This window comes from Streptomyces sp. NPDC003635, assembly GCF_053587635.1.
On the sequence record NZ_JBSFOK010000064.1, the window covers coordinates 1 to 20,908 of the forward strand.

17 protein-coding genes and 1 pseudogene are annotated in these 20,908 nt (G+C 73.3%); 7 read left to right on the forward strand and 11 right to left on the reverse strand.

Features of this window, described 5'->3' with window-relative positions; genetic code table 11:
• A partial coding sequence (locus tag ACWDRW_RS36470; RefSeq protein WP_451731611.1) for an SbcC/MukB-like Walker B domain-containing protein occupies positions 1 to 685 on the forward strand: 685 nt, incomplete at its 5' end.
• Between the two features lie 3 nt (positions 686 to 688).
• Here the strand turns inward: ACWDRW_RS36470 and ACWDRW_RS36475 are convergent.
• Positions 689 to 1,135, reverse strand: a complete 447-nt coding sequence (locus ACWDRW_RS36475) for an Lrp/AsnC family transcriptional regulator (protein WP_451731614.1) — start codon at positions 1,133 to 1,135, stop codon at positions 689 to 691.
• A gap of 123 nt (positions 1,136 to 1,258) precedes the next feature.
• Here ACWDRW_RS36475 and ACWDRW_RS36480 point away from each other — a divergent pair, with 123 nt between their 5' ends.
• The gene (locus ACWDRW_RS36480; RefSeq protein WP_451731617.1) at positions 1,259 to 1,741 is read left to right on the forward strand and encodes a rhodanese-like domain-containing protein; all 483 of its coding nucleotides are present in this window, start codon (positions 1,259 to 1,261) and stop codon (positions 1,739 to 1,741) included.
• A 79-nt stretch (positions 1,742 to 1,820) separates the two neighbouring features.
• The gene (locus ACWDRW_RS36485) at positions 1,821 to 2,324 is read left to right on the forward strand and encodes an immunity 21 family protein (protein ID WP_451731619.1); all 504 of its coding nucleotides are present in this window, start codon (positions 1,821 to 1,823) and stop codon (positions 2,322 to 2,324) included.
• 416 nt (positions 2,325 to 2,740) lie between these two features.
• Here the strand turns inward: ACWDRW_RS36485 and ACWDRW_RS36490 are convergent, their stop codons facing one another.
• Complete coding sequence (locus tag ACWDRW_RS36490) at positions 2,741 to 4,429, reverse strand: DUF885 domain-containing protein (protein ID WP_451731622.1); 1,689 nt, start codon at positions 4,427 to 4,429, stop codon at positions 2,741 to 2,743.
• A gap of 33 nt (positions 4,430 to 4,462) precedes the next feature.
• Entirely contained in the window at positions 4,463 to 4,954 is a 492-nt protein-coding gene (locus ACWDRW_RS36495; protein ID WP_451731625.1) for an Lrp/AsnC family transcriptional regulator, read from the reverse strand.
• 60 nt (positions 4,955 to 5,014) lie between these two features.
• Between ACWDRW_RS36495 and ACWDRW_RS36500 the strand changes: the two genes are divergently transcribed.
• Positions 5,015 to 6,211 (forward strand): trans-sulfuration enzyme family protein, encoded by a 1,197-nt coding sequence (locus tag ACWDRW_RS36500; RefSeq protein ID WP_451731629.1) that lies wholly within the window; start codon positions 5,015 to 5,017, stop codon positions 6,209 to 6,211.
• On the opposite strand, the gene ACWDRW_RS36505 is transcribed toward ACWDRW_RS36500, so the two are convergent.
• The 5 genes from ACWDRW_RS36505 to pdxR all read right to left on the reverse strand — a co-directional run bounded on the left by ACWDRW_RS36505 (position 6,208) and on the right by pdxR (position 15,118).
• Entirely contained in the window at positions 6,208 to 7,614 is a 1,407-nt protein-coding gene (locus tag ACWDRW_RS36505; protein ID WP_451731632.1) for a GNAT family N-acetyltransferase, read from the reverse strand. The genes ACWDRW_RS36500 and ACWDRW_RS36505 overlap by 4 nt on opposite strands.
• A 200-nt stretch (positions 7,615 to 7,814) precedes the next feature.
• On the reverse strand, positions 7,815 to 10,433 hold the full coding sequence (locus ACWDRW_RS36510; RefSeq protein ID WP_451731634.1) for a DUF7824 domain-containing protein: 2,619 nt from the start codon (positions 10,431 to 10,433) through the stop codon (positions 7,815 to 7,817).
• Positions 10,430 to 11,860 carry an SWIM zinc finger family protein gene (locus tag ACWDRW_RS36515; protein ID WP_451731637.1) on the reverse strand — a complete coding sequence of 477 codons (1,431 nt, stop codon included), beginning with the start codon at positions 11,858 to 11,860 and terminating at the stop codon, positions 10,430 to 10,432. Before ACWDRW_RS36515 ends, ACWDRW_RS36510 begins: the two co-directional genes overlap by 4 nt.
• Before the next feature lie 130 nt (positions 11,861 to 11,990).
• Complete coding sequence (locus tag ACWDRW_RS36520; RefSeq protein WP_451731640.1) at positions 11,991 to 13,565, reverse strand: alkaline phosphatase D family protein; 1,575 nt, start codon at positions 13,563 to 13,565, stop codon at positions 11,991 to 11,993.
• Positions 13,566 to 13,684: 119 nt separating this feature from the next.
• Positions 13,685 to 15,118, reverse strand: coding sequence for a MocR-like pyridoxine biosynthesis transcription factor PdxR (gene pdxR / locus ACWDRW_RS36525; RefSeq protein ID WP_451731642.1), 1,434 nt, complete (start codon positions 15,116 to 15,118; stop codon positions 13,685 to 13,687).
• A 48-nt stretch (positions 15,119 to 15,166) separates the two neighbouring features.
• Here pdxR and ACWDRW_RS36530 point away from each other — a divergent pair.
• Positions 15,167 to 16,003, forward strand: a pseudogene (locus ACWDRW_RS36530) (DMT family transporter); the annotation flags it as partial.
• 39 nt (positions 16,004 to 16,042) lie between these two features.
• Here the strand turns inward: ACWDRW_RS36530 and ACWDRW_RS36535 are convergent.
• Positions 16,043 to 16,873: an alpha/beta fold hydrolase gene (locus ACWDRW_RS36535; protein ID WP_451731644.1), complete on the reverse strand. Its 831-nt coding sequence runs from the start codon at positions 16,871 to 16,873 to the stop codon at positions 16,043 to 16,045.
• Positions 16,874 to 17,054: 181 nt separating this feature from the next.
• Here ACWDRW_RS36535 and ACWDRW_RS36540 point away from each other — a divergent pair, with 181 nt between their 5' ends.
• Complete coding sequence (locus ACWDRW_RS36540; protein ID WP_451731647.1) at positions 17,055 to 17,939, forward strand: RNA polymerase sigma-70 factor; 885 nt, start codon at positions 17,055 to 17,057, stop codon at positions 17,937 to 17,939.
• A gap of 234 nt (positions 17,940 to 18,173) precedes the next feature.
• Positions 18,174 to 18,935, forward strand: coding sequence for a GntR family transcriptional regulator (locus ACWDRW_RS36545; RefSeq protein ID WP_451731649.1), 762 nt, complete (start codon positions 18,174 to 18,176; stop codon positions 18,933 to 18,935).
• Between the two features lie 69 nt (positions 18,936 to 19,004).
• Here the strand turns inward: ACWDRW_RS36545 and ACWDRW_RS36550 are convergent, their stop codons facing one another.
• Both ACWDRW_RS36550 and ACWDRW_RS36555 read right to left on the reverse strand, forming a co-directional pair.
• Positions 19,005 to 20,162, reverse strand: coding sequence for an ROK family transcriptional regulator (locus tag ACWDRW_RS36550; RefSeq protein ID WP_451731652.1), 1,158 nt, complete (start codon positions 20,160 to 20,162; stop codon positions 19,005 to 19,007).
• A gap of 77 nt (positions 20,163 to 20,239) precedes the next feature.
• Complete coding sequence (locus ACWDRW_RS36555; RefSeq protein WP_451731655.1) at positions 20,240 to 20,902, reverse strand: response regulator transcription factor; 663 nt, start codon at positions 20,900 to 20,902, stop codon at positions 20,240 to 20,242.
• Positions 20,903 to 20,908: the final 6 nt, after the last annotated feature.

Sequence of the window (20,908 nt, forward strand, 5' to 3'; positions counted from 1 at the left end):
CGAGAAGGGCGCGGACGCCGAGCGGAACGTCGAGGTCGTCGTCGGCGCCGCCGCCCGCCGCTGCACCGAGCTGGACCGCCTCTCCGTCCGCTCGACGGCGGGGGTACGGCGGCTCGCGCCGCTGCGCGCGCGGTACGACCGGGTGGCCCGGATGGCGGCGCTCACGGCGGGCACCTCGGCGGACAACGAACGCAGGATGCGGCTGGAGTCGTACGTCCTCGCCGCCCGCCTGGAACAGGTCGCCGCCGCCGCGACCGTACGGCTGCGGCGCATGTCGTCAGGGCGCTACACCCTCGTCCACTCCGACGACCGCGCCGGGCGCGGGCGGAGCGGTCTGGGGCTGCATGTCGTGGACGCCTGGACCGGGCGCGAGCGGGACACGGCGACCCTGTCCGGCGGTGAGACCTTCTTCGCCTCGCTCGCCCTGGCCCTCGGCCTCGCGGACGTCGTCACCGACGAGGCGGGCGGGGTCCGGCTGGACACCCTCTTCATCGACGAGGGCTTCGGCAGCCTCGACGACCAGACCCTCGACGAGGTCCTCGACGTCCTCGACTCCCTGCGGGAACGCGACCGCAGCGTCGGCATCGTCAGTCACGTCGCCGATCTGCGCCGACGCGTCCACGCCCAACTGGAGGTCGTGAAGGGGCGCTCGGGGTCGGCGCTGCGACAGCGGGGTGCCGGCTGACGTTCAACGCCCCAGGGGGCGGCGCGGCAGCGGCGAGGAGTAGACGACCGAGGTGGTCACCGAGCCCAGCGCGCCGATCTTGCCCGAGACCTCCTCGAGGTGGCGCATCGAGCGCGCGGCGACCTTGATCACGAAGCAGTCGTCGCCCGTGACGTGGTGCGCCTCCAGGATCTCCGGGGTCACGGCCACCAGGTCGTGGAACGGCTTGTAGTTGCCGTTGGGGTACCGCAGCCGGACGAACGCCAGGATCGGCATCCCCAGCCGTTCCGGGGCCACGACGGCGGAGTACCCCTGGATGACGCCCGCCTCCTCCAGCCTGCGCACCCGCTCGGTGACCGCGCTCGGGGACATCGACACGGCCCGCGCCAGCTCGGCGAAACTGGCCCGGCCCTCGCGCTGGAGGACATCGAGGATGCGCCAGTCGGTGGCGTCCGGTGAATACGTGGTCATGAGCCGAGCTAACAGGGGATTCGGCGGCCGATCAAGCGGAGTGCCGGGGATCGCCCCTTCAGGCAGTTGATCTTCGAGCCGTAGATTTCAGGTCATAAGGAAGCACCACAGAGAGGCCAGACCATGAGCAGCGTCACCACCGCCGTCAACCCCGTCCTGCGCGTGGCCCCCGCCGCCCCGGCCGCGGCCGCCGCCTACTTCCGCGCCAGCCTGGTCTTCCACGCCGATGTGTCCGACGTGGCCGCCGCCCTCGCCGCCGACGGCGACCCCGGGTTCGTCGTCGTGGACTCCCGGTCCACCGCCTCCTGGGACCAGGGCCACATCCCCGGCGCGATCCACCTGCCCACCGCGCTCATCCCCGAACAGGCCGAGCAGCTCCTCGACAAGTCCGTGCCCGTCGTGACCTACTGCTGGGGCCCCGGCTGCAACGGCGCCACGCGCGCGGCCCTCGCCCTCGCCGAACTCGGCTACCGGGTCAAGGAAATGCTCGGCGGCTTCGAGTACTGGGCCCGCGAGGGCTTCGCCTACGAGACCTGGGAGGGCCCCGCCCGCCGTGTCGCCGACCCGCTGACGGCGCCGGTGGACAGTGAGGACTGCGGCTGCTGAGGCCCACGCCGGACCGCTCGGAAAAGGTTGCCGGAGACACCGATCTTGTGCTGCGGCTGTGCGTGTAAGTTTCCGCACCATGGTGCGAGACACGGTGCGGTGGGTGGAGTCGGGCGGCGGGCCCCTGATAGCGGTGCCGGAGACGGTGCTGCCGTTCTGGGCGGGCGCCGACGGCGACGAGACCGCCTCCGACTACGACCGGGCCTGCGAGATCGACGGCCCCGCCGGCCTGCTGCCCGTGGGGGACAGCGCGGCCCTGGTCCTGGGGGACGAACCCGCGTCCACCGCCTATCTGCCGGACCACGGCACCTTCGTCCGCTGGTGCGCCGCCGACTCCGAGGCCGAGCTGCTCGCGGGCGTGCCGTCGGCCCTCGCCACCGCCGAGTGGGGCGCGGAGTTGCGCTGGAAGGTGCCGGGACCCGTGGTCCTCTTCGACTCCGCCTGGCCCGGCACCGAGACCGAACGCGCCACCCCGCTGAGGGTCCCCCTCACCCCGGGCCCCTACGCGGTACGCGCGGCCTGGGTACAGCCCGGCCCCGAGACCTGGCTCGGCCTGGTCCAGCTCCGGCGGCTGCCGGAGTAGTACCGGGCGGCGGGCCGGCGGTCCACCTTGGCCCATCGGGCGGCGGCCGGCGGTCCGCCCTGGCCCGGTCCGCCCTGGCCCCCGGTGGCGGGGCGGCGGTCCACCCTGGACCACCGGGCGGCGGCGGGCCGGCGGGCTAGCGGTCCAGGCCGGACCAAAGGGCAGGCCTATTGCCCACGGTGCAGGTCTATCGCCCACGGTGCAGGTCTATCGCCCACCGTGCAGGCCTATCGCCCACAGAGCAGGCCTTTCGCCCACAGAGCAAGCCCATTGCCCACCGTGCAGGCCCAGCGCCCACTGGCCTGGACCCGGCGCCGGGCGGCCCCGTCTCATCGTCCGGTCGGAGATGAGACGAGGCCGTGGGTGTCATCGGTCGGGTCTTCGACCCACCGGGCGGACTCCCGTGGCGATCGGGGTCAGAGCTGTGCCAGCTCGTCCACCAGGTCGTCCAGACCCAGCGAACCCTGGGACAGGGCCGCCATGTGCCAGGCCTTGAGGTCGAAGGCGTCGCCCCGGCGCTCACGGGCCCTGTCCCGGCCGAGCAGCCAGGCCCGTTCGCCCAGCTTGTAGCCGATCGCCTGGCCCGGGATCGTCAGATAGCGGGTCAGCTCGCTCTCGACGAAGTCCGCCGGACGGCTGCTGTGCGCCCCGAAGAACTCCTCGGCCAGCTCCGGCGTCCAGCGCTCACCCGGGTGGAAGGGCGAGTCCGCCGGGATCTCCAGCTCCAGGTGCATGCCGATGTCGACGATGACCCGCGCCGCGCGCATCATCTGCGCGTCGAGGTAGCCGAGCCGCTCCTCCGGGTCCGTGAGGAAGCCCAGTTCGTCCATCAGCCGCTCCGCGTAAAGGGCCCAGCCCTCGCAGTTGGCGCTGACCTGGCCGATGGTGGCCTGGTAGCGGGAGAGGCTGTCCTTGACGTGCATCCACTGGGCGAGCTGCAGGTGATGGCCCGGCACGCCCTCGTGGTACCAGGTGGAGACCAGGTCGTACACCGGGAAGCGGGTCAGCCCCATCGTCGGCAGCCAGGTGCGGCCGGGCCGGGAGAAGTCCTCGCTCGGACCGGTGTAGTACGGGGCCGCCGCGCTGCCGGGCGGCGCGATGTGCGACTCCACCTTCCGTACCCGCTCGGCGAGTTCGAAGTGCGTGCCGTCGAGCGCGTCGATCGCCTGGTCCATCAGGCCCTGGAGCCAGGCCTGTACCTCCTCGACGCCCTCGATCGCGCGGCCGTGCTCGTCGAGGTGGGCGAGCGCCACCCAGGGCGTCTCGGCGCCGGGCAGGATTTTCTCGGCCTCCTGCTTCATCTCGCCGAGGATGCGGTGGAACTCGGACCAGCCGTACGCGTACGCCTCGTCCAGATCCAGATCCGTGCCGTTGTAGTAGCGCGACCAACGCGCGTAGCGCTCGCGGCCCACGGTGTTCGGGGCGTCCTCGACGGCGGGCGCGTACACGTCCCGCATCCAGTCCCGCAGCTCCACCACCGCGGCGGTCGCCACCCGGGCCGCCTCGTCCAGCTCGGCGCGCTGCGACTCGGGGCCCGCGGCCGCGAAGTCCTCGAAATAGCTCCGGCCCGCACCGGTGTCCGCCCATTCGCCGAGCTGTTCCAAGAAGGTGGCGGTCGGGCGCGGTCCCGCGTACAGCTTGCGTTCCAGGCCGAGTGTGAGGGACTCGCGGTAGCCGCCGAGCGCGGCCGGCACCGCGCGCAGCCGCTCGGCGATGGCCTGCCAGTCCTCCTCGGTGTCGGCCGGGGTGATCGAGAAGATCTCGCGCACGGACTGGGCCGGGGTGCCCAGATTGCCGACCATGCGCAGGCCCTCCTCGGACTCGTGCACGGCGAGTTCGGCGGTCAGCCGCTCGCGGAGCAGGCGCGCGCACCGGCGCTCGAGTTCGCTGTCCGCGCCGGGCTGCCGCTCCGCCTCGTCGAGCCGCGCGAGGGTCGCCCGCGCCAGCTCCGCCAGTGCTTCCTGGCCCGCGGGCGAGAGATCGGGCAGCCTGCTCGAACTCGCCTTGTGGCCGAGATAGGTACCGGTTACGGGATCGAGGGCGATGAGGTCGTCGACATAGGCGTCGGCGACCTCCCGGGGCAGCGGGCTCTTCGTCTCTGACATGCGGACCATCCTCGTACGACGGCCCGCCGCGCGTCAGCCGGATTGAGCTGAGGGCGAAGGCGGCAGCAGGGGTCCGCAGTCCCACTGCTGGAAGATCAACCGGGTCTCCACCCGCGCCACTTCCCGGTGCGCCGTGAACTCGTCCAGAACCAGCCGCTGCAGATCGGCCATGTCCGCCACCGCGACATGGACCAGATAGTCGTCCGGACCGGTGAGATGGAAGACGGTCCGTGACTCCGGCAGCGCCCGGATCCGCTCCACGAACGGCCCCACCAGCTCGCGCCGGTGTGGCCTGACCTGCACCGACAACAGTGCCTGCAGCCCACGCCCCAGCTTCGAGGCGTCCAGGCGCAGCTGATGGCCGAGAATCACCCCGGCCCGCCGGAGCCGGGTCACCCGGTCCAGGCAGGTCGACGGTGCGACCCCGACCTGCGCGGCGAGATCCCGGTACGTCGTCCGGGCGTCGTTCTGCAACAGCCGCAGCAGATGAAGGTCCACCGGATCCAGTACGACAGATTCGGCCACCGGCCGAACGTAGCACGGTGTTCGATTCCTGTGACCCGGTCGGCGTTCACTCTTCCGCCCATGGAGTCCCGTGTGCGAACCAGAGCCCTGGCCACCGAAGCCGTGCACGCAGGCCGCGACGATCTCGCGAGTCTGGGCCTGCACGCCCCGCCGATCGACCTGTCCACGACCTACCCCTCCTACGACAGCCGCGGCGAGGCCGCCCGGATCGACGCGTTCGCCGAGACCGGCGCCGAGCCGTCCCTGGACGGGCCGCCCGTCTACGGACGGCTCGGCAATCCCACCGTCGCCCGCTTCGAGACCGCCCTGGCCCGGCTCGAGGGCACCGAGTCGGCGGTGGCGTTCGCCAGCGGCATGGCCGCGCTGAGCGCGGTCCTTCTCGTGCGGGCCTCGATGGGCCTGCGCCATGTCGTCGCCGTACGCCCCCTCTACGGCTGCAGCGATCACCTCCTGACCGCCGGACTGCTCGGCTCCGAGGTCACCTGGACCGATCCGGCCGGCATCGCGGAGGCGATACGTCCCGACACGGGCCTGGTGATGGTGGAGTCACCGGCCAACCCGACGCTCGCCGAGGTCGACCTGCGTGCGGTGGCCCACGCCTGCGGATCGGTCCCGCTGCTCGCGGACAACACCTTCGCCACGCCCGTCCTCCAGCGCCCGGCCGAACAGGGGGCGCGCCTGGTGCTGCACAGCGCGACCAAGTACCTCGGCGGTCACGGGGACGTGATGGCGGGCGTGGTGGCCTGCGACGAGGAACTCGCCGGGCGGCTCCGGCAGATACGGTTCGCCACGGGCGGCGTCCTGCACCCCCTGGCCGGCTACCTCCTGCTGCGCGGCCTGTCGACACTGCCGGTCCGGGTCCGCGCCGCCTCGGCGACCGCCGCGGAGCTGGCCCGGAGGCTGACCGCCGACCCGCGGGTGGCCCGGGTCCACTATCCGAGCATCGGCGGCGCGATGGTCGCCTTCGAGGTCCACGGCGACCCGCACGACGTCATCGCCGCCGTCCGCCTGATCACCCCGGCCGTCAGCCTCGGCAGCGTCGACACCCTCATCCAGCACCCGGCGTCCATCAGCCACCGCATCGTCGACGCGGGCGACCGACGGAACGCCGGGGTGAGCGACCGGTTGTTGAGGATGTCGGTGGGCCTGGAGGACGTGGAGGACCTGTGGGCAGATCTGAACCACGCGCTGGCGGCGAGCCCACCTGGTAAGGGCGCGAGCAGCCGCAACGAACCCGCGGCGGCGGCCCGGCACTAGCCCCTGCGACGGGCTGCCTCCCCCAGAGCCGCCTGCGCGGGGGAGGCAAGCCTGACCGTGATGACGAGCGTGCCTTCCTCAATCTGGTAGTCCAGGGGAAGGCCCAGCCCTCGCATCGCGGCCACCATCCCGGTGTTGGAGGACTGCGTCACCGCGTACACGCTCTCGCACCCGGCCTCCACGGCCATGGCGACCAGCCGGTCGAGCAGCTCGGCGCCGATACCCCTGCGCTGCCACGCGTCCTCGACGATCAGCGCCACCTCGGTCTCGTCCCCGTCCCACAGCAGATGACCGAGCCCGACGATCCGCCCCGAGGCGCTCTGCACGGCGAGCGTCCGCCCGAAGCGGGGACTGAGCAGATGGTTCAGGTAACGGTCCGCGTCGCCGACCGGCCCGTGGTACCGCATGCTCAGTGTCCGCGCCGAGCACCGCTCGTGCATGGCCTTCGCGGCCTCGACGTCGCCGGTGTCGGCCCGCCGGACGGTGATGTCGCTGCCTTCCGGCAGCGTCAGCACGTCCCGGCCGCGCGGCACGCGCGGACCGAGTCGGGCGTCCAGTTCCACCAGGGCGCGGGCCCGCGCGAACTCGGTCGGGGTGAACGGCAGATACGGCCGCTCCACGGTGATCACTCCGCCTTCCGGTGCCCGCAGCCGCATCACGGTGTCCTCCAGGACGCCCTCCACGGGCACCCCCTCCGGCGCCCGTCCGGCGACCGGTGCGCCGGGCAGCTGGCGGATGGTGCACCGGCCCAGCAGCTGCCGCAGCGCCAGCGGCAGTTCCGCCGCGTCCAGGGCGGTGCGGGTGGCCAGGCCCAGCACCCTGGTCGGCGCGTCCACCAGGTCATGGGCGTCGGCGCGCTCGATCCAGGTGCCGGTGCCGCCCGCCGCGCAGACGGCGCGGGTGATCTCGGCGACGGCGAGGTCGCCCGGGGCGCGCAGCAGGAACTCGTCCACCGTGCCGTCGCCCAGCGGATGCGTCTGGAGGCTGAGAATGTCCACCCGCCGTTCGGCCAGCGCGGTGCAGAGCGCGGCCAGCGATCCCGGTTCGTCCTTCACCGTCGTCCGCATCCGCCACAGCGTGCTCTCGCCGGGTGCGTCCCCGGTGGGCCGTGCCGCCGCTTCCGACCGCCCGGCCTGCCGCTCCTCGGCGGACGGCCGGGCGCCGGTATCGCTTGTCGGCGGCGCATGACCGTGGCGGCGTGACCACCATGTGTGGAACACGGCCGTGGCGATCAGCACGATCGCCGACACCAGCAGCAGCTCCGGTCCGTCCGGCCCGTGGCCGACCAGGTTGGCCACGGCGTCCGCGACGGCCACCGCCGTGAACAGCGCGGCGAGTTCGATGACGTCCCGCCGCCAGTGGTGGACGGGACGCCCGTGCTTCGCACGCGTCACATCATTCATGTCTCGACTCATGCAGCCACTGTGAAGGAACGGTGTTGCGTGATCACGAACGCATTGTGACCGGGCGGTAAAGATCGCTTCTGCACCTTTTGTCATTTCTTTTACGGTTGTGTTGCTGGCGCCGCACGCCGGAATGCCCGCCCCTGGTCGCCCGCCCGCGTCCACACCGGGGTGTCCGGCGTCCGGCGTACAGGACTACGTCAGGCGGCCACCTCCGCCACCAGCGTGCTGCGGAGCCGACGGGCCTGGGCCACCAGACGGGAGGAGCCGCCCCGGTCCGCCGTCTGCGCCAGGTGCGGCACCTCGCCCCGCGCACCGGACCGCTCGGCGCAGTCGGCGGCCACGGCCAACAGGTCCGTGAGCCCACGGGGAGGTGCGGGCGGACGCTCGCCGGTCCGGCCGGCGAGCAGGGCGGGCAGGGTGTGCCGGAGTATCTCCCAGACCGTGGCGTTCGCCCCGGTGGCCGCCGCCGTCCGCACGGACTCCACCAGCCGCGACGGCTTCACGGCCCCGCTGCCCGCCAGCTCCCCGAGGTCCGTGCCCAGCCGCTCGGCGTCGAGTTGCCCTCGCGCCGCCAGCATCAGTACGGCGTCCACGGCGGCGAGCCGATCCTCTTCGTGCCGCGCGCCGAGGCCGTACGCCACGCACAGATGGGTCGCCGGGCCAGCGGCTCCGCCGGACTCGGCGAGCCGGGGGAGTATCTCGGCGGCTCCCCGGGTGTCGTCCACGGCGGTCGCGGAGAGGTCCCGCAGCACCCGGACCGCCACCAGCTCACGGTGCTCGGGCAGCAGGGCCGTCCAGTGCGGGCGCATGTCGGCGTCCCAGTGGTAGCAGCGCCAGCGGTCGCTGTAGACGGTCACCGGTCGGCCCAGCGAGTGGAAGTCCGGGGGGAAGTCCTGCTGGAGCTCGTCGAGCTCGGCGAACTCCAGCAGGACGCGCGGGCCCGCGGTGCGCCTGCGCGCGGGTGGCAGGGCCGAGCCGTCGCCGGTGAGCCACTCGGCGAGCCGGATGCCCTCGGGTGTGCCCAGGGCCGCCGCCCGCTCCGCCGCCGCGGCCGTCGTACGGTCCGAGCGCCGGACCCGCAGCAGTGCCTGTGCGAAGTCGGCGGGTATCGGCCTGGCCCCCTGCTTCCGGTAGTCGTCGAGGCGGGTCACGAGTTCGTCCGGTTCGAGCAGACCGGTGCTCCAGGTGGGCGTGGAGAGCAGGAAGGGCGGCGGATCGGCGTGGACACGATGGGCGATCTCCCAGATGCGGGCGTTGAAGGCCCGGCTGAGGGGGCTGTGGACGCAGCCGGCCTTCGCCACGGGGTCCTGGACGGCCGTGCGGATGCCCTCGGGAGGTGTCCTTCTCAGCAGGGCGGCGAGGACGAGTTCGAGGTGGCGCTGGCCGAAGAAGTCGCTGGGGTAGACGGTGTCCGCGGCGAACCACCACAAGCGGCTCGCCACCGGTTCGAGGGCTTCCCGCAGCGCGTCCGGGTCCCGGTGCGCGTGGCGGACCAGGCCGTCCAGGGTGCGCTCGAAGGTCACCACATCATCACCGGCGGCCAGCAAGGCACCCACCTCTTCGGCGAGTTCCGCCGCCGACTCCGGCGCGGGCGCCAGCCGCTCGGGCGCCGGGGCCGGGGGCAGGGTCTCCTCGTACGCCTCCGTCGTCACCTGCGCCACGCCCAGGGCCTCGGCGACCCGGGCGCGGAGCATGGGGCTCAGCCGGTCCGCGGCGGTCGCCAGTTCGTCCCTGACGCCCTGCTCGCTGGTCTTCGCCGCGTGCCGCTCCACCAGCTTGACGGCGCGCTCCTGCATCCCGGTGTCGGCGTGCCCGAAGGCGTGGGCCAGGGCGGGCAGCAGCTCGTCGGCGCCGGACGCGTCGTGCGCGAGGACCTTGCCCATGAGCACGAGCTGGGCCCGGACCAGTGTCTTCTCGGCGCGAAACAGCACCGCCTCCGACATCTCGGCCAGTCGCCGGGGCGGGAGTTCACCGCTGAGGGCCATTCCGGCCAGGATCGACTGGGCGTGCGCGGCGACGGTGGAGACGGCGTCCGCGGTGAGCGCCGTCCAGTCGGCCACCCGCTCCCGCTGCTCCTCGGGGGTCGGGGCCAGCGACTGCAACAGGCGCAGGAACACCCGGACATCGCCCTGGCGGCCGCCGCGCAGCAGACGGGCCAGGCACCCGTCCAGCAGTGCCTTGCGGTCCAGCGTGCCGTCCTCGGCCAGCTGAGCGAGGGAGGCGGGCCAGCTGTTGCGTCCCTCGCCGGCGACCCAGCCGAACACCGAGCCGATGTCGTCGATCTCGAACAGCGCGGCCACCAGCTCCGCCAACTGCGGTTCCTGGCGCAGCCGGGCCGAGAGGGATCCCGCGCGGGCCCAGGACCCGCTGACGTCCCTCAGCCAGCCCCGCACGTAGGCGTCGGTGACGGGCACCGGACAGGCGGAGAGGCGGACCAGGCCGGACATCAGCTCGAAGGGCACGCGGGCGCTCTCCGGGCGTCGGGCGAGCCGGTGCGTCACATCGGCGATCCAGTCGAGGTCACGATCGGCGAGGATGTCGATCAGCTGGGCCGGTGCGGCGGGCGCCCACATGAAGTCGACGGCGGCCAGCCAGCCGGCGACGGCCGCGGCGCCGGTCTGACAGGCCGCTCCCGCCAGATGCAGCGACGGCAGCATCCGATGCCCGTTCTCGCTCCACCGGTCCGGGCGATGCGCCTTGCGCAGCTCCTTCAACTCGGGCACGAACGCGCGCCGTTCGGCGTCCGTCATCCCGTCGAGCAGGCCCACGACCTCGTCGATCCGCCCCGCCCGCACCGCGTCCATCAGCGCACTCACCGCATACCCCCGTCGATCGCCGCCGTGGTCATGGCCGTGGCCGTCCCCCGCTCGGCCACGGTCTCCGTGCCCCGTCGCACCATGCGTACCGCCAGCGCGTGCTTGCAGGGCCCCCGTCCACCCCGGTACTTGGCCCACCACAGGCATGTACAGCTGAGCACCCCGGCCTCGTCCCGGATCCGGTGCACATGGCCGTCCTCCGCGGTCACCGTGGCGAGGGTGCCGTCCAGGGCGACCGCGCCCGCCGCCACCAGCGCCCGCGCGGAGCGGAGTCGGGGATTGTGCCGTTCCACGCGCGCGGAGTCGTAGGGCAGCTCCCGGTGGAAGTAGGCCGCCTCCGCCGTGTCGTAGCCGACCCGGCCGGAGGTGCCCAGGCGCACCAGGGCCGCCCGGACGCGCTCGGCGGTCAGGCCCGAGGCGGCGGCGAGGTCGGTGACGTCGATCCGCGGCTCCCAGGCCAGGAGGACCGAGATCAGCTCCGCGTCCTCCGCGGCCTCGTCGCCGGCCAGCGCGTCCAGGACGCCGCCCTCGCCGGAGAAGCCGCGTGAGGCGTCGGGGGACAGGGTGAGGGTGAGCCGCATGCCGGGCAGCACCATCTCCCAGGCGCCGGCCGTCGCCGCCGAGCCCGCGCCGACCGCGGGTCCGTACACGCGCAGGGTCGTGGCGTGCCGAAGGACCCGCTGGAGGGCGATGAGCCGCTCGGGGCCGGGCAGGCAGACCGCGCCGGGCACCGCCCGGGTGGTCGGGCGCAGTCCGCGTCCGGCCGGGACCAGCCAGCGCGGACCTCCCACGGCGCCTCGCGCCCCCGCCTTCGGCAGGGCCCGCAGGAAGCGCACCGCCTCGGCCGCCGGCAGTTCGGCGCGCAGGTCGAAACCGGCCGCGATCACCTGGGACTCCGCGAAACCGCGCAGCCAGCGGTCCGGGAGCGGCACCTTCTTCTCCACGACCGGGCCGTCCAGCGTGGTCACCGCCAGCTCGTCGGGACCCACCCGCAGATGCAGCGGATCGTCCGTGCCGATCCTCGACAGGGCCTCGCGCAGCGGGTTGTTGACGTCCACGTTCGTCGTGCCGTGGCCCACCTCGGCGCCGTCGAGGCCCGCCGTCAGGACGTCCAGGCGGGCGTACACCCCGCCGCAGCCCGAGAACGACTCGAAGCGCAGCCGGTCGCCGTTGCCCGTCACCACCGGGTCCAGCGAGGCGCGCAGTTGCCGCTGGAAGTAGCGCGCGGCCGCCACGTCCGCGACCGCCAGCAGCCCGGCGGACGCCGCCTGGGGGCTCGTCAGGAACCCGGCGAAGAAGCGGGGATGGTCGGCGGTGCCCGTGGGCGTCGCACCCCGTGAGGTCTCCAGCCCCAGCCGTCGGCCGTCCGCGCCGGACTTCAGCACGGAGGGTCGCCGGTAGGCCACTGCCTGCAGTGATCGCGTCATGGAAAAACCGTAGACGCGACCACTGACAATCGGCCTTGACCTGCGAAAACAGCTTCGCCGGCGCCGAGTTGAGGGGTGCCGCGCGCCGGGGGATGACGCCGGTGCGCGGCACTGATGAAGGTTACGGCACCTACTGGCCGACCCGGCCCGGCTGGAGGACCTGCGTGAACAGCACGGTGCCGTCCTGCTCGCGCAGCCGTACCGTCAGCTCCCCGCTGTCCCCGTCGATGTCGACCTCGCCGAAGAACTGGTAGCCCTCGGCGGGGGAGACGTTGGCGACGGTCGGGGCCTTGAGGAACACCCGCTCCGGGCCGAAGGTGTGGTCGAGCGCGTTGGCCGGGAAGCCGCCCGCGTTGAGCGGGCCCGAGACGAACTCCCAGAACGGCTCGAAGTCGGTGAACGCGGCCCGCGAGGGCTGGTAGTGCTGTGCCGAGGTGTAGTGCACATCGGCGGTCAGCCACACCGTGCCGGTGATCCGCCGGTGCTTGACGAACCGCAGCAGCTCGGCGATCTGGAGTTCACGGCCGAGCGGGGCGCCCGGGTCGCCCTGCGCGACGGCCTCGATGTTGGGCCTGCCGTCGCCGGTGTCCGGGACGACCAGGCCGATCGGCATGTCGGAGGCGATCACCTTCCACACCGCCCGGGAGCGGGACAGCTCGCGCTTGAGCCACTCCAGTTGTTCGCGGCCGAGGATGCCCACCCGGTCCGTGGGCTGGTCGTCCGGGGAGTTGGCGTTGCGGTAGGTGCGCATGTCGAGCACGAACACGTCCAGCAGCGGGCCGTGGTGCTGGACCCGGTACACCCGGCCGTCGGGGCGGCGCAGGGTGGAGATCGGGTAGTACTCCGAGAACGCCTGCCGGGCGCGGGCGGCGAGCACGTCCACGCTCTTCTCGGTGTAGCGGGCATCGCCGAGGATCTCGCCCGGGTACCAGTTGTTGGTGACCTCGTGGTCGTCCCACTGGATGATGGAGGGCACCTGGGCGTTGAAGGCACGCAGGTTGTCGTCGAGCAGGTTGTAGCGGAAGTTGCCGCGGAACTCCCCGAGTGTCTCGGCGACCTTCGACTTCTCCTCGGTGGTGACGTTGCGCCAGGTCCGCCCGTCGGGCAGGGGCACGGTGCCGTTGATCGGGCCGTCGGCGTAGATGTTGTCACCGCTGCAGAGGAAGAAGTCCGGGTCGAGACCGGCCATCGTGTCGTAGATGCGGTAGCCGCCGAGGTCGGGGTTGATGCCCCAGCCCTGCCCGGCGAGGTCGCCGGACCAGACGAAGCGGACACCGCGCCGCCGCCCGACCGACGCGGTACGGAAGGTGCCGGTCACCGGCTCGCCGGTGCGGCGCGGGTCGTCGGGGTCGGCGAGCAGCACGCGGTAGTGGATCTGCTCGCCCGACGGCAGACCGCGCAGCCGGGTGGTGCCGGTGAAGTCGCTGTCCGCGCCGAGCAGCGGGCCCTGCCATCGGCGCGGGTTGCGGAACGACTCGGTGGCGGACGTCTCGACGATCATCCGCGCGGGCCGGTCGGAGCGGACCCACACCAGGCCCGAGTCGGTCGTCACGTCTCCGGTCTGCACGCCCCAGCCCGCCGTGGGCCGCCCGGACAGGGCGAACGCGGGTGCCGCGCCGAGCGCGGTGGGCAGGGTCAGGGCCGCGGAGGCGGCGAGGGAGCCGCGCAGCACGCTGCGGCGGCCGGGGAACGGACGGTGGGACATGGGTGCGCCTCCAGGACGGGATCCGGCCAGTGTGCAGTGCCACAACTACTGGGGCGTCGCAGCGCACACGGAAACCGCAAGTGAACAACCGGCCGGGGCACGGCGATCCGGGCCCTCGCTCACTCCTCCATGGATTCCGCCATGATCCGCACACCGTCCCGGATCCGCGCCGGTGACAGATGCGCGTACCCGAGCACCAGCCGTACGTCCTCGTAGTCCCCCCGCGCGTGCGCGCAGTCCGCCAGCGCACGCACCGCGACCCCGGCCGCCGCCACGCGCGCGAGGAAGTCCTCCTCGGGCCCGAACCGTTTCGGCAGTACGGCGATGACGTGGAGCCCGGCGGCGATGCCCGACACCCGGGAGCCCGGGAAGTACTCCTCCAGCGCGGCGACGAGCGCGTCCCGCCGCTCCCGGTACGCGCGCTGGCAGCGGCGCAACTGCCGGTCGTAGTCGCCGCGCTCGACGAACCGGGCGAACAGCGCCTGGTCGAGGGTGGGATGGCCGAGATCCATCGTCCGCTTGCGCTCGACGACCTCGTCGGCCAGCGACTCCGGGACCAGCAGCCAGCCGAGCCGCAGCCCCGGTGCGAGCGACTTGCTGACCGAGCCCGCGTAGGCGACGCGTTCGGGGTCGAGGCCCTGGAGCGCGCCCACGGGAGCGCGGTCGTAGCGGAAGTCGCCGTCGTAGTCGTCCTCCAGGAGGTAACCGTCCACGGCCCGTGCCCAGTCCAGCAGTTCGGCGCGGCGCCGCGCCGAGTACGCGATGCCGGTGGGGTACTGGTGGGCGGGGGTCGTCACCACGGCCCGTACGCCGGAGGTCCGCAGGGGGTCGAGGGCGAGCCCTTCGTCGTCCAGGGGCAGTGGCACGGTCGTGACGCCGGCGGCGGCGTAGAGCGCGTTGTGCTGCGGGCTGCCCGGGTCCTCGGCGCCGACGGTGCGCATCCCGCGCGCGTGGAGCGCGAAACCGAGCAGTGTGGTCGCCTGCGCGACTCCGGAGACGACCACGAGCCGCTCCGGGTCCGCGACCACACCGCGGCGGCGGGCCAGCAGCGCGGCCAGTGCCGTGCGCAGCCGGGGCAGCCCGCGCGGATCCGGATACCCCAGCTCCTGGTGGGGCAGCTCGGCCAGCACCCCGCGCTGCGCCGTGGCCCAGGCGGCGCGCGGGAAGAGCGACAGGTCCGGAGTGCCGGGGACGAAGTCGGCCCGGGCGCCGGGGGAGCGCGGCGCCAGATCACGCGTGCGGGGACTGGCGGAGCGTACGGCTCCGCCCACCCAGGTCCCGGCGCCCCGGCCGCTGCGCAGATAGCCCTCAGCGGTGAGCTGCTCGTACGCCTCGGTGATCAGCCCGCGCGATACGCCGAGGTCGGCGGCGAGGTCCCGGCTCGACGGCAGCCGCGTCCCCGGAGCGAGCCGCCCGGAGCGCACCGCCTCCCGCAGCGCCGCCTGCAACGCCCGTCCACGCGCGCGTGCCGGCGCGGAGGCGGCGGGCAGCAACACCTCCCATGCGGCGGATCCACCCTGCGAGTCCTGTCGATTGGTCCGTGACGCCGTCATGAAAGTGGACCTTAATGCGGACCGCTCTGCTTCCTAACGTCGTTGTCCATGAACGCCACCACCACACGCGGGGCTCTGCTTGCCGCGCTCGCCTGTGTCCTCGTCGGAGGATCCTTCACCGCCAACAGCGTGCTCGGCGACTACCCGTACGCGGGCGGCCAGTTCCTCCGCTACGGACTGGCCTGTCTGCTGCTCGTGCCTCTCGCGGGCCGGGGTGCCACGGCCCGGCTCCGGGCGCTCACCGCCCGTCAGTGGGTACGCCTGGCCCTGCTCGCGGCCGTCGGGATGGTCGGCTTCAACCTGGCCGTCATCGCCGCGGAACGCAGCGCGGAACCGGCCGTGCCGGGGGTTCTCGTGGGCTGCGCGCCCGTGGTCGTGGCCGTCGTCGTCCCGCTGCTCGAGGGCCGCCGTCCGCAACGGGTGGTGCTGTACGGGGCCTCGCTCGTCGCCCTCGGGGCCCTCACCGTCCAGGGGTGGGGGTGTACGGACGGGGCGGGAATCGCGTTCTCGGTGTGCGCCCTCGTGGGCGAGGTCGGGTTCGCCGTCCTCGCCGTGCCGGTACTGCGCCCCTTGGGCCCGCGGCTGCTGTCCGCCACGGTGTGCGGCGTGGCCGCCGTCGAGTCGGCGCTCGCCGCACTGCTCGCCGACGGCGCCGGGTGGCTGCGCACGCCGGACACCACCGAGACCCTCGCGCTGCTGTGGCAGGCGGTGATCGTCACGGTGATCGGCTTCGTGTGCTGGTACATGGGCATGCAGCGGATCGGCGCCGAGCGCGCCACGCTGTTCTCCGGTCTCATCCCGGTCGCCGCGGCCTGCACCGCGCCGCTGGTCGGCACCGGCTCCTACGGCCCGGCGCAGGCCGCGGGCAGCGCCCTGGTCGGCGCCGGAGTCGCCCTGGGTTCCGGCGCGTTGGCCCGGCGTCGCTCAGCGGCTGCCGTCGAGCAGCACGCGCGCGACGAGCGCCGGGTCGTCGTTCATCGGGACGTGACCGCAGCCCGGCAGCCGGATCAGCCGGGCCTTGGGGATGATCCGCTTGGCGCGCACCCCCTGGCGGCGGATCAGCACGCGGTCCTTGGTGCCCCAGGCCACCGTGACCGGGACACCGGGGACGTCGTCGGTGAACTGGACCGAGCCGCCCGCGTGGAGGGTCTCGGCGAAAGCGGTCGCGTTGACGAGGGCCAGCGTCTCGGCGACCACGGCCTCGGGTGAACGGCGCCCGGGGCGGGCGTAGATGGTGCTGGTCAGGGCGGTGCGGCCGGCCGCCGAGCGGGACAGGCGCTGCACCAGCGGCAGCGGCATGCGCCGGGCGATCCGCCGCATCGAGAGCAGCAGGGTGAAGGCGTAGCGGCGCTCGGCCTGCGACCAGAATCCGGCGGGGGACAGGGCGGTGACGGACCGTACGAGCTTGTCGCGGCCCAGTTCCAGGGCGAGCAGCCCGCCCAGCGAGTTGCCCGCGACATGCGGCCGGTCGAGCTCCAGCGCCTCGCACAGGCCGCCGAGGACGGCCGACATCGTGGGCAGGTCGTGCGGGAGTCCGTCGGGCAGGGCCGGGGACGCGCCGAAGCCGGGCAGGTCGACGGCGATGACGTCTCGCTCGGCCGCGAGGATGTCCAGCACCGGGTCCCAGGCCTGCCGGTGGTGACCTATGCCGTGCAGCAGGAGCAGCGGTTCACCGCGACCCACCCGCGCGTAGGACAGGGTCACGGACCGCGGGCCTCCCGGGGAGGGGACCTCGAAGGAGACGGTGGCCGACATGGGTGCTCCTCGTGTGGGACTGGACGGACGTCGTAGACAGCTTGTCAGCAATTGCTACCGGCGGGTAGACCCGTGTGTCCACCCGAACGGCGACCACAACTCGGCGCGATTCGTGCGCTGTTCTTTGCGTCTGCGACGTCTCGCCTGGACAGCGCCGGGCCGGTCGGCTGGGATGGATGCCGTGAGCACCGACATCGTGACCGACGTCTTCGAAGAGCACCGCCCCGTCCTCCTGGACGTCGCCTACCGCATGCTCGGCCGCGTGGCCGACGCGGAGGACGTCGTGCAGGAGGCCTGGCTGCGCTGGACGAGCGCGGACCGCGCCGACGTCCGCGACCCGCGCGGCTTCCTGGTGCGCGTCACGACCCGCCTGGCCATCGACCGGTTGCGCCAGGTCAAGGCGCGCAACGAGGCGTACGTCGGACCCTGGCTGCCCGAGCCGTACGTCACCGATTTCGGGGACACCGTTCCGGACACCGCCGAACGGGCGGTGCTCGCCGACACGGTCTCCTTCGCCGTTCTCGTCGTCCTGGAGTCGCTGTCGCCGCTGGAGCGGGCCGTGTTCGTGCTGAGGGAGGCCTTCGGCTACCCGTACGGCGACATCGCCGCGATGCTCGACCGGGGCGAACCGGCCGTTCGCCAGCTGGCCGGACGGGCGCGCCGGCACGTCGACGAGCGGCGCCCCCGCTACGACGTCGACCCCGTCGAGCGCCGTGACCTCACCGAACGCTTCCTCGCCGCCGCCTCCGAGGGTGATCTGGAGGGGCTGATGTCACTGCTCGCCCCGGACGCCCGCCTGGTCGGCGACAGCGGCGGCAAGTCCAGGGCGCCGCTGCGGGTCGTGGAGAGCGCCGAGAAGGTGGGCCGCTTCCTGGTCGGCGCCGCCGACAAGGGCGTACCGCGGGCCTCCTTCCGCTTCCTGGAGCTCAACGGCGGCCCCGCCCTGCTCGCCCTGGACGACGGCACGCCCGACAGCGTCTTCCAGCTGGAAATCCGCGAGGGCCGGATCCAGTCGATCTACGTGGTCCGCAACCCCGACAAACTGCGGTCGCTGGACCTCGACTAGGCGCTCTCCGAGCCCCCGTTCCGCGACGAGGGCTTTGCCGTCGCGTCACGAAAACGGCCCTGTGCGAACGCCCCGTGAACGCTGTGCTGCGGCCCCTGCGCGGGGCCCACACGGGATCGAGGATTGGTCTTGACCAAGGGTGGGGGCCGCCCTATGGTCGCAGATAAGTGCAACAACCTTTAATAAACAAGGGCGCTAAAACGCCGCCGGACCAGGGCGATTGCGGAGGACAGGGTGGGGACCACGCAACTGGAATCGGTGCCGGAACCGAAGTACTGGCATCTCAAGACCGTTCTCAGCGAGGCGCTCGACTCGGAGTTCTCCGTGGGGGAGATCCTGCCCAACGAGCGTGACCTGGCCGCCCGTTTCGGCGTGGCCCGCGCGACGCTCCGCCAGGCTCTGGAGCAGCTCGAACTGGAGGGCAGGCTCCAGCGCCGCAGGGGCGTCGGCACGACGGTGGCACCGCCGCGCGTGGGGGTCGCGGTGGGCACCGAGCAGCACCTGTGGCCGGGGGCGGCCGGCGACGACTGGCAGCCCGCCGACAGCACGCTCGAGGTCCCGCCGGCGAGCGTCGCCGCGGCCCTGGAGACCGGACCGGACGAGCCCGTGCACCTGGTACGCCGCTCTCGCGTGACGCACGGCCAGCCCGTCGCCGCGGAGCTGCTCTACGTCCCCGCGTCCTCGGTGCCCGACCTCTCCGCCATCGACGCGCCCGCCGGAGCGGCACGCGCGCGTGCGGTGCTGCGCGAGTTGCAGCGGCTGGAGCTGGTCGGCCAGGACAGCGCGGTCGAACTCGGCTCGGCCCGCGCGGACGACGCGAAGCAGCTCGACCGGCTCCCCGGCGCGCCCGTCCTCGTCGTCACCACCCGCTACGTCGCCGGGGGGCGCACCGCCGCCCTCTCGGTCGCCACCTACCGGGCGGACACCTGCCGCCTGACCTTCGGCGACTCCGGCGGCGTGGAGATCCATGAGGGCCCGGAGCGCCAGGCGTCCTGATCCACCGAACGTACGCCGCGCCCCGCGACCTCCCGCGGGGCGCGAACCGTTGGCACGGTGACGGCGGGCTCAGCGGCGCGCCGTCACCGTCCCCTCCACGGCGAACAGCTGCTCCTCCACATGGTCCAGGGCCAGCCGCAGCGCCCCCGTCGCGACGGCCGCCTCGCCGAGCAGGGACAGGGTGACCTTCGGCGGGCGCAGACAGTAGCGTGCCAACTCACGGCGCAGCGGCTCCAGTACGCCGTCCAGACCGGCCGCCCAGCCGCCCACCACGACGAGTTCGGGGTCGAGGGCCAGGACCAGGGCCGCCACGTCGTGGACGAGCCGCTGGATGAAGCGCTCCACGGCCGCGCGGGCCCGCTGGTCGCCCTCGCGCGCCTTGGCGAACACCTCGGCGACCGCCTGCTCGTCGAGCGGGTGCAGCGGCTCGTTCGTGGTCGACAGCAGGGTCTCCGGCGTCGCCTCGCGCCCCAGCAGATGCAGCGCGCCGATCTCGCCGGCCGCCCCGCCGTACCCCCGGTGCAGCCGTCCGCCGATCAGCGAACCGGCGCCCGGACTCAGCCCCGCCAGCACGAACACGATGTCGTCGGACTCGGTGGCGGCGCCCTTCCAGTGCTCGGCGACCGCGGCCGCGTTGGCGTCGTTCTCGACCAGGACCGGGCACTTGAAGGACCGGCTCAGCCGCTCGCCCAGCGGCAGCCCCGACCACTCCGGCAGCGCCGTGCTCAGCCGTACCGTGCCGTCCGCCTCGACGATCCCGGGCGTCGCCGCGCCCACGGCCCGCAGCGAGCCCCGCGCCACACCCGCCCGGCGCAGCAGGTCCGCGACCGCCGTGCGCAGCCGCTCGAGCCGCTCGTCGGCGGTGGCCGTCTCCTCGACGTCCTTGGCGATCGAGCCCAGCATCCGGCCGTCGAGGTCGGACAGCACCGCGGCGACCCGGTGCGGCCCGATGTCCAGGCCCAGCAGATGACCGGCCTCGGCGCGGAACCGGTAGCGCCGGGCCGGGCGCCCCTGGCGTCGCGCGACACTCTCGTCGGCGGCCCGCTCGACGACGTAGCCCGCCTCGATGAGATCCTCGACGACCCCCTCGACGGTCGGCCGGGACAGTCCGGTCACCCGGGTGATCTCGGTCAGCGTCGCGCAGTCCGTGGCACGCAGCGCGTGCAGCACCACCGCGGAGTTGATCCTTCGCAGCAGCGAGGGATCCCCGCCGGTCAGCCGCCCCACCGTCCGTCCTCCCAGCTCGTGCGCGTGTTGGCCGGATGTTACTCGGCCGGAGGGACCCCGGCGAGTGGCAGGTGGCGTCACCCCGGAGCCACGAACCCCGACTCGTACGCCGTGATGACCGCCTGTGTGCGGTCCCGGGCCCCGAGCTTGGCCAGTACGGCGCTCACATGCGACTTCACCGTCTCGGTGCCCACCACCATCCGCGCCGCGATCTCGGCGTTGGACAGCCCGCGCGTCATCAGCCGCAGCACCTCCGCCTCCCGCTCGGTCAGCCGGGCCCGTTCCAGCACGGCCCGCGCCGCGGGATTCCCGCCACCTTCGCCGTGCTCGGCGGCGAGCTGCCGAACCGACGCCGGGAAAAGCAGCGACTCGCCTTCCGCGACCAACCGGACCGCGTGCGCGATCTCCGCGGGCCTGGCCCGCTTCAGCAGGAACCCGTCGGCCCCGGCACGCAGCGCCTCGTACACGTACTCGTCGTTCTCGAACGTCGTCACCACGAGGATCTTCGGCGGGTCGTCGACCGTCCGCAGCACCGCGCGCGTGGCCTCGATCCCGTCCAGCAGCGGCATCCGGACGTCCATGGCGACGACGTCCGGCCGCAGGGAGCGGACCAGCGGGATCACCGCCGCCCCGTCGGCTGCCTCCCCGACGACCTCGATGTCCGGCTGCGCGTCCAGAACGGCCCGCAGGCCCGCGCGTACGAGGGGTTCGTCGTCGACGAGGAGAACGGTGACCGGCATCCGGCC

Bases quoted from the DNA above. Each gene is read 5' to 3' on its own strand.
- ACWDRW_RS36475 (WP_451731614.1), bottom strand. From the start codon at position 1,135: ATGACCACGTATTCACCGGACGCCACCGACTGGCGCATCCTCGATGTC.
- ACWDRW_RS36480 (WP_451731617.1), top strand. From the start codon at position 1,259: ATGAGCAGCGTCACCACCGCCGTCAACCCCGTCCTGCGCGTGGCCCCC.
- ACWDRW_RS36485 (WP_451731619.1), top strand. From the start codon at position 1,821: ATGGTGCGAGACACGGTGCGGTGGGTGGAGTCGGGCGGCGGGCCCCTG.
- ACWDRW_RS36490 (WP_451731622.1), bottom strand. From the start codon at position 4,429: ATGTCAGAGACGAAGAGCCCGCTGCCCCGGGAGGTCGCCGACGCCTAT.
- ACWDRW_RS36500 (WP_451731629.1), top strand. From the start codon at position 5,015: ATGGAGTCCCGTGTGCGAACCAGAGCCCTGGCCACCGAAGCCGTGCAC.
- ACWDRW_RS36505 (WP_451731632.1), bottom strand. From the start codon at position 7,614: ATGAATGATGTGACGCGTGCGAAGCACGGGCGTCCCGTCCACCACTGG.
- ACWDRW_RS36515 (WP_451731637.1), bottom strand. From the start codon at position 11,860: ATGACGCGATCACTGCAGGCAGTGGCCTACCGGCGACCCTCCGTGCTG.
- ACWDRW_RS36520 (WP_451731640.1), bottom strand. From the start codon at position 13,565: ATGTCCCACCGTCCGTTCCCCGGCCGCCGCAGCGTGCTGCGCGGCTCC.
- pdxR (WP_451731642.1), bottom strand. From the start codon at position 15,118: ATGACGGCGTCACGGACCAATCGACAGGACTCGCAGGGTGGATCCGCC.
- ACWDRW_RS36535 (WP_451731644.1), bottom strand. From the start codon at position 16,873: ATGTCGGCCACCGTCTCCTTCGAGGTCCCCTCCCCGGGAGGCCCGCGG.
- ACWDRW_RS36555 (WP_451731655.1), bottom strand. From the start codon at position 20,902: ATGCCGGTCACCGTTCTCCTCGTCGACGACGAACCCCTCGTACGCGCG.